Here is a 7841-nt window from a genome sequence, read left to right on the forward strand (position 1 = left end):
TTACTTTCGAAATTCAGGATAAATTCTTATCTTTCAAAATAACCCCACAAAGCGGGGCCTTGGCTTCGATGATTATTCATGTACTTTGCGGGGACCCCAAAACATATAAAATCTTATCTTTCAAGCATAAACGGCTGCAACGTCCTTAACCGGGCAGCGCAGCTGTTTGCATTTCAGGTGTAAGGCTGGCTGCTGAAGCCAGGCGGGAAGCCAAGTGGAAAAGGTCACTTCATACTCCCCCAGCCGCTTTTCCGCAAGCGTTAGCGGGAAAAAGGAACCCTAATTGATCCGTTTCTCTCCCTTGCAGAGGAATACGCCTACATTAAGATGAACTTGAACCATTCATCCAAAGGACAGCCATTTTAGTGGTAAAAAGTACAACTAAGGTAGCTCATTCGGATCCTGGATCATCCCTAGTGGGAAAAAGTACAACTAATTCGGCTGAAATCAGCCATTTGGGGGGAGATGGGCTCCATTAAGTGTACAAAATCCCACTAAATCCTGTTAAATCCAGAATTCTAGCCCATTAGTGTTACTTTTTCCACTTCGCGTCAGTCCCCTATGAATCTCTTCCTTGCGTTCCATCAGCTTGTTCAGGTTCTCCGGTTCAATTCAGGATAAATTAAGTTTCTTTATTGTGTTTTTTAAAGATGACAGAACCACTTCCCGCTTAAACAGCGGAGCGGACGGACTCGCGGAACAGCGGCAGCGGCCGCCTGGGTCTCCGGATTTTCACCGCTAAGGGGAATGAAATTAATCTGGAGAGCACAGCGACCCAGACAACGATCCGTTTGCGGAGCTTCCACTCCAAAAAACCTACGTATATCCTGCGACTAAAAAAGGGCTGACCCAAGCAGCCATTTCATGGCTTTTGGGTCAGCCCCTTCAGCGAGAAAGATAAGGCTAATTTATAATGTGAAGCATATAAACCTGAATTTCGAAAGTGAATTGAACCCATCCAGATCGGACAAGGGATAAACCCTCTTTTTGCCTTCACCCATTTGGTGCAGGCTGTTTTTAGCAAGAAATCCCTTCGTGTAGAGCTTTTAGGTGATTTGTGGATACTTACTTTCGAAATTCAGGATTAAGTTTCTTTATTGTGTTTTTAAAGATTAGAGAACTCCCTCCCGCTTGAACAGCGGAGCGGACGGACCCGCGGAACAGCGGCAGCGGTCGCCTCTGTCCCCGGATTTTCACCGCTAAGGCGAATGAAATTAATCTGAAGGGCACAGCGGCCCAGACAACGCTCCGTTCGCGGAGCGTCCACTCCAAAAGCCTACGTCTATCCTAAGCAAGCAGAAACGGCTACGCCGTCCTTCTAAGGGACGGGGTGTTTCAGCCGGAAATCGAAGGATCATTTAGTGTGCAAAGCTTATATTTCAAAAAAACGCCCGCTTGCTGACGGATAATCCGCTGGGCAAGGGGCGTTCTGCAAGCTATGAAAATTTGGAATGAGTCCTGGTCCTGAGTTCTATCGGAGCTACTGTCCGCTGCTTCCCGTCTTGACGGCCGGCGCCAGCCCCGCATGCTTGCGGCCCGGAATTTCGCCGGTTGCTTCAAAGTGGACGACGATTGCATCAATCTCCTTCTTCAGCTCGGAGACGAGGTCCGCCTCAGGGACCTTGCGGATCATCTGTCCGTAGCGGAACAGCAGGCCTTCTCCACGGGCACCGGCAATGCCGATGTCGGCCTCGCGCGCCTCTCCCGGACCGTTGACGGCGCAGCCCAGCACAGATACCTTGATCGGCACCTTCAGCTTGGAGATATACTCTTCCACTTCATTGGCGATGGAGAAGAGATCGATGTCCAGCCGTCCGCAGGTTGGGCAGGAAATCAGTGTCGGGGCGTTCGAGATCAGACCGAAGGTCTTCAGCAGCTCACGCGCCACCTTCACTTCCTCCACCGGATCGGCGCTGAGGGAGATACGCACAGTGCTGCCGATGCCCATTGCGAGCAGCGCACCAATCCCCGCCGAGCTCTTCACGGTACCGGCAAACAGTGTGCCGGATTCAGTGATGCCCAGATGCAGCGGGTACGGGATAACTTCCGCCGCCTTCCGGTACGCTTCAAGCGCCATCGGCACATCAGATGCTTTAAGAGATACGATGATGTCATGGAAATCGAGTTCTTCCAGAATCCCGATATGATACAGGGCGCTCTCAACCATGGCATCCGGAGTCGGATAGCCGTATTTCTCAAGGAGATGGCTCTCCAGGGAACCGGCGTTGACGCCGATGCGGATCGGAATGCCTTTTTCCTTACAGGCCTTAACCACAGCTTCGACTTTGTCGCGGCGGCCGATGTTGCCGGGGTTAATACGCACCTTGTCGATGCCGTTCTCAATCGCGAGCAGGGCCAGCTTATAATTGAAATGGATATCCGCAACCAGCGGAATATGAATCCGCGCCTTGATTTCCTTAATTGCAGCCGCCGCTTCTTCATTGTTGACCGTCACGCGCACAAGCTGGCAGCCGGCTTCCTCCAGCCGCAGAATCTCGGCTACAGTCGCTTCGACATCAGCTGTTTTGGTTGTACACATGCTTTGAATAGCAACCTCGTCGTTTCCCCCAATAATCACTCCGCCAACATTGACAGGCCGGGTCTGGTGTCTCAAGAACATGGTTTTCTCCCCCATAACGATCAAAGCTCCACCCTCCCCGCGCCTTCCCGGCGGATGTAAGGTGGAGACAGTGACTTGTATTGTGGAGGAAAGCGCGGCTTAGGCGCTCTCCTCTTTTTTCTTGTCTTTCTTAAGGCTCAGCTCAGGCAGTGACTTCTCCTGGACAACCTGCTCCGTAATAACGCAGTCCTTGATGTCGTCGCGTGAAGGCACCTCATACATTACATCGAGCATAATACTCTCAATAATAGCACGCAGTCCACGGGCACCCGTGTTGCGCTTGATGGCTTCCTTGGCAATGGCTTCAAGCGCGAGCGGCTCAAACTTCAGCGCTACGTTGTCCATCTCCAGCAGCTTGATATACTGCTTCGTGAGCGCGTTCTTCGGCTCGGACAGAATGCGGACCAGCGTGTTCTCATCCAGCGGCTCCAAGGTCGAGATGACTGGCAAACGGCCGACAAATTCGGGAATGAGACCGAACTTAAGCAGGTCCTCAGGCAATACCATCGACAGGTATTCGCCGGTCTTAAGATCCTTCTGGCCTTCAACCGCTGCGTTGAAGCCGATGACTTTTTTGCCGATACGGCGCTTGATCATTTGCTCCAGACCGTCAAAGGCACCGCCTACGATGAACAGAATGTTCGTCGTGTCGATCTGTATGAATTCCTGGTGCGGATGCTTGCGCCCGCCTTGCGGAGGCACGGAAGCTACAGTACCTTCCAGTATCTTCAGCAATGCCTGCTGCACACCTTCACCGGAAACGTCACGGGTAATGGACGGATTCTCGGATTTGCGTGCCACTTTATCAATTTCATCAATATAGATAATGCCGCGTTCGGCTTTTTCCACATCATAATCGGCAGCCTGAATCAGCTTCAGCAGAATGTTCTCGACATCCTCACCGACATAACCCGCTTCCGTAAGGGAAGTCGCATCCGCGATGGCAAAAGGAACGTTGATAATCTTAGCCATGGTCTGGGCCAGCAGCGTTTTACCGGAACCGGTGGGACCGAGAAGAAGAATATTGCTCTTCGTCAGTTCAACATCTTCGATCTTGCTCTGGCTGTTGACGCGCTTGTAGTGATTATATACGGCTACGGAGAGCGATTTCTTCGCTTGCTCCTGGCCAATGACGTATTGATCAAGAATGTCGCGGATTTCCTTCGGCTTCGGAATATCCTTCAGATCCAGCTCTTCCTCATGGCCGAGCTCCTCTTCCACGATTTCCGTGCACAGCTCGATGCATTCGTCACATATATAAACGCCCGGTCCTGCTACAAGCTTGCGAACCTGCTCTTGGGATTTACCGCAAAAAGAACATTTCAATTGCCCTTTTTCATCATTAAATTTAAACATCTTACCACCCCTTTAGGATTTGATCGGTGAAGAGAGCACCTGGTCAATAAGCCCGTATTCCTTCGCTTCCTCCGCGCTCATGAAGTTATCGCGGTCTGTATCCCGTTCGATTTTGTCAAGGGGCTGACCTGTGCGATCTACATATATTTGATTCAGCTTCTGTTTCGTCTTGAGAATCCAGTCGGTATGAATCCAGATATCGGATGCCTGCCCCTGAACGCCCCCAAGCGGCTGGTGAATCATTACTTCGCTGTTGGCCAGCGCGTATCTCTTGCCTGGAGCCCCTGCCGTAAGCAGCAGCGATCCCATACTTGCCGCCATGCCCACGCAGATCGTAGAGACATCCGGTTTGATGTATTGCATCGTATCATATATACCCATGCCGGCTGTCACAGAACCACCGGGAGAGTTGAGGTACAGGTGAATGTCTTTTTCGGGGTCATCTGCTGCCAGGAACAGCAATTGGGCAATAACCAGATTGGCGACATCATCGTCAATCGCACTGCTTAGGAAGATGATGCGATCCTTGAGCAATCTGGAATAGATATCGTATGACCGTTCTCCCCGACTTGTTGATTCCACAACCATTGGTACCAGACTCATGCCACCAACCTCTTTTCTCTGTACAGATTAGTCTTTCCGTTTCAGAAATATTTTAACACGTTCAAGGCGCTATGTCATTTTTTCACTGCTGCATATTACCGCATTGTTCATGTGCCTGCCATTATAGCGCAATTCCCATGTGAATGCCAATTGCTGTGACTGCAGCTATGTATTTCTAAATAGGACTCTGCCGATAAAAATAAGGCACGTAACAAGAAATTACGTGCCTTATCTATATTTATGGAGGCCCTACCGGCCGCTCTGGTTGAAATGCAGCCTCCGATGATGATTACTCAGCGCTTGCTTCTTCTTGGGCGGCTTCTTCAGCTGCTGGAGGAGCTTCGACTTCAACGCTGTTCTCCACGAGGAAATCAATGGTCTTGCGCAGCGAAATTTCATCGTTCAGGCTGTTCAGGGAACCATTGGCCGCAAGAATGCTGCGGATTTCTTCAGGAGTGCGTTTGTAAGCTTCTGCCATGGTAGCGAGTTCCGCAGTTACTTCTTCTTCGGATACTTCGATGTTCTCAGCCTTGGCAATGACTTCCAGCACAAGGTTGTTGCGGACGCGTTTTTCGGCATCGCCCTTCATCTGGACTTCCAGATCTTCACGGGTCTGGCCGGAGAAGCTCAGGAACATCTCCATGTTCATGCCCTGCTGGCGAAGACGGTTGTCGAAATCGCGAACCATATTCTCCACTTCGCCGGCGATCATGGCTTCAGGAATTTCAACTTCGGCATTTGCTGCCGCCGCATCAACTACCGCAGTTTCACGGACGCCCTTAAGCTCTTCCTGTTTGCGGGATTCCAGCTGTGCCTTCAGGTCTGCCTTGTATTCTTCAAGCGTGTCGAATTCACTTACATCCTTGGCGAATTCGTCGTCCAGTTCCGGGAGCTGCTTGCGTTTGATTTCGTGCAGCTTCACTTTGAATACTGCGGCTTTGCCGGCAAGGTTCTCAGCATGGTAAGCCTCAGGGAATGTTACTTCAACATCCTTGAAGTCTCCAGTGGACATGCCCACCACTTGTTCTTCGAATCCGGGAATGAAGGAGTTGCTTCCCAGCTCCAGGGAATGACGCTCAGCCTGTCCGCCTTCGAATGGCACGCCATCCACAGATCCGTCAAAATCAATCACTGTAATATCGCCGTTGGCTGCCGGTTTGTCCTCAATCACCACAAGCTCGGCATGACGCTCCTGCAGACGTTTCAGTTCAGCATCCAGCTCTTCTTCAGTAACTTCAGCCTTTTGAACTGGAACTTCTACGCCCTTATACTGGCCCAGTTTGACTTCAGGCTTAACCGTGATCTTCGCTTTGAAGATGAACGGCTGGCCTTTGGCGAATTGCTCGATATCCACTTCGGGACGGTCTACAGGGAAGATGTCGGCTTCTTCAACCGCTTCGCCGTAAGCTTCAGGAAGAAGGATGTCGATAGCATCCTGGTACAGGCTTTCCACACCGAAACGGGATTCAAAAATCGGCCGCGGCACTTTGCCTTTGCGGAAACCGGGCACGTTCGCTTTCTTAACTACTTTATTAAAAGCTTTGTCGAGCGCTGCAGCTACACGTTCTGCTTCGACTTCGACTTCAAGAACTCCAAGGTTCTTCTCTATTTTTTCCCAGGTTGCTTTCATATTATACTTTTCCCTCCAAAAATAGGTTACATGTTTTCTTCAAAATAATCACGCAATTCACGCACAGAATGACCATTATATTATATACAACATTACTTTATTTATCAAGTAGAGAACTCTTTACAAAACCTTTGAGCGAGCGGTATGCCCCCTCGAATTGAAAGCGCATGCTGCCTGTAATTCCGTACATGGCCCGTGTATCTTCTTCCTGCCGGGTTCCGTTCAGGCTCTCGGACACCATCTGATGCAGCGCGCCGGCCCAGATATCCAGCTGGGCGTCCTCTCCCTCCAGCAGCTTGCGGTATTCCTCAGAGCCATAAATCGACATAATGAACTGCCCCCATAGCTCCTGGGCAAAATAATATAGTGTCGGCTCATGCACCTCTGCCTGCCCGGCCACCCGTTCCAGCACCTGGCTCACCTGAAGCGGGAACTCTTCATTGCTCAGCGGCACCGTGTCGATCTCAACGTAGGCCGTCTCCGCTCCGCGCACCAGGCCGATTGTCCCCTGTGCTCCGCGGCGGCGGAGTGTCTGCAGCGTGCGGAACTGCAAAAGCGGATGAACCTCCGCCTGCTGCAGCCAGCCGATAAGCGATTCGTCGACAGAACCGCCCTCCAGATAGGATAATTGCTCCAGCGCAAGTATGGTCGCTTCCGACAAAGGCTCGTTCATAACCTTCCGCAGCAGCTTGCCCGGGTAATCCGCGTCTTCCTCGAGCTTGGATTTGGCAAGAATCCGGGCCATGTCCTCTTCCTTCAGATCCTGCTCACCGGCAGAGGGCTCCTTGTCTTCATCTCCGTGATGCGATGCATAGGGGAAGGCCGCCTCCAGCCAATCCAGAAGCGATTCCCATTCCTGATAGTGCCGCTCTTCCTGTCCCTGGCATTGCAGCAAGAACCGCAGCAGCTCCATCGCTTCCCCGTAGCGTTCACTCTCCAGCATTACCGTTAACTGGATCTGGTAATAGTCCAGCGTCTTCGGAAACAGCACGATATTCTCTTTGGCGGGGGAATTCGAATGATTAATGAGGGCACCTCCTTTTCTCCGAACCATGATCAATTGTAGATTATAGCATATCCCACAGCGGTTTCAAAAAAACAGGTTGAAAAAGTTGTCCATATATGATAACATAATTTTTGCTTGCTTTTCAGTGTCTTCTCATGTCCCGGTAGCTCAGCTGGATAGAGCATGCGCCTTCTAAGCGCACGGTCAGGGGTTCGAATCCCTTCCGGGACGTCATCGAGAACAGCCTTCCTTCGGGGAGGCTGTTTGTGCGTCCGGAGGATTAGAAGCCCTTGGCGTGTTCCCGATTTTTTTTGTGAGCGGACTCCAGAGATTCTATTTGCACAAAACCGCTGCTTTCTGCGTGGCCCCATATAGTTTAAGCTGAACTTAAGAATGACGGACAGCCGATGGACGAACCCCTTGCGGAGCAAGGATTTCATCCATGCAGCAAGTTACATTCTTAAGTTCACTCTATATATACAGCTTTTAAGGTGTGAATAAATCAGGACCACCCGTCCAACGGGTGGTTTGCTCTTGGGGTATAACCCCTTGTTGCCAAACTGCGCCTAAAGACGCTAGCCTGACAGCAATTCTGTTCAGGCTCAGTGTTATTTGTCATTTTCACT

General features: G+C 51.0%; 5 protein-coding genes and 1 tRNA gene. 1 reads left to right on the forward strand and 5 read right to left on the reverse strand.

Features of this window, described 5'->3' with window-relative positions:
• Positions 1 to 1480: 1480 nt before the first annotated feature.
• The 5 genes from ispG to HYD27_RS31435 all read right to left on the reverse strand — a co-directional run bounded on the left by ispG (position 1481) and on the right by HYD27_RS31435 (position 7263).
• The gene (ispG, locus tag HYD27_RS31415; RefSeq protein ID WP_219221714.1) at positions 1481 to 2620 is read right to left on the reverse strand and encodes a flavodoxin-dependent (E)-4-hydroxy-3-methylbut-2-enyl-diphosphate synthase; all 1140 of its coding nucleotides are present in this window, start codon (positions 2618 to 2620) and stop codon (positions 1481 to 1483) included.
• A 99-nt stretch (positions 2621 to 2719) separates the two neighbouring features.
• On the reverse strand, positions 2720 to 3976 hold the full coding sequence (clpX, locus tag HYD27_RS31420) for an ATP-dependent protease ATP-binding subunit ClpX (RefSeq protein ID WP_020430248.1): 1257 nt from the start codon (positions 3974 to 3976) through the stop codon (positions 2720 to 2722).
• A 12-nt stretch (positions 3977 to 3988) separates the two neighbouring features.
• The gene (gene clpP, locus HYD27_RS31425) at positions 3989 to 4579 is read right to left on the reverse strand and encodes an ATP-dependent Clp endopeptidase proteolytic subunit ClpP (RefSeq protein WP_219221711.1); all 591 of its coding nucleotides are present in this window, start codon (positions 4577 to 4579) and stop codon (positions 3989 to 3991) included.
• Between the two features lie 289 nt (positions 4580 to 4868).
• Positions 4869 to 6209 carry a trigger factor gene (gene tig, locus HYD27_RS31430; RefSeq protein WP_219221712.1) on the reverse strand — a complete coding sequence of 447 codons (1341 nt, stop codon included), beginning with the start codon at positions 6207 to 6209 and terminating at the stop codon, positions 4869 to 4871.
• 97 nt (positions 6210 to 6306) lie between these two features.
• The gene (locus HYD27_RS31435) at positions 6307 to 7263 is read right to left on the reverse strand and encodes a hypothetical protein (RefSeq protein WP_219221713.1); all 957 of its coding nucleotides are present in this window, start codon (positions 7261 to 7263) and stop codon (positions 6307 to 6309) included.
• A 109-nt stretch (positions 7264 to 7372) separates the two neighbouring features.
• Here HYD27_RS31435 and HYD27_RS31440 point away from each other — a divergent pair.
• Positions 7373 to 7446 (forward strand) — tRNA-Arg (locus HYD27_RS31440).
• Positions 7447 to 7841: the final 395 nt, after the last annotated feature.

The sequence above is a fragment of the Paenibacillus sp. S150 genome (assembly GCF_019352175.1).
In the GTDB taxonomy this organism is placed as follows: domain Bacteria; phylum Bacillota; class Bacilli; order Paenibacillales; family Paenibacillaceae; genus Paenibacillus_AQ.

Excerpts from the sequence above, each read along its gene's own strand:
- ispG (WP_219221714.1), bottom strand. The coding sequence starts at position 2,620 with ATGTTCTTGAGACACCAGACCCGGCCTGTCAATGTTGGCGGAGTGATT.
- clpX (WP_020430248.1), bottom strand. The coding sequence starts at position 3,976 with ATGTTTAAATTTAATGATGAAAAAGGGCAATTGAAATGTTCTTTTTGC.
- clpP (WP_219221711.1), bottom strand. The coding sequence starts at position 4,579 with ATGAGTCTGGTACCAATGGTTGTGGAATCAACAAGTCGGGGAGAACGG.
- tig (WP_219221712.1), bottom strand. The coding sequence starts at position 6,209 with ATGAAAGCAACCTGGGAAAAAATAGAGAAGAACCTTGGAGTTCTTGAA.
- HYD27_RS31435 (WP_219221713.1), bottom strand. The coding sequence starts at position 7,263 with ATGGTTCGGAGAAAAGGAGGTGCCCTCATTAATCATTCGAATTCCCCC.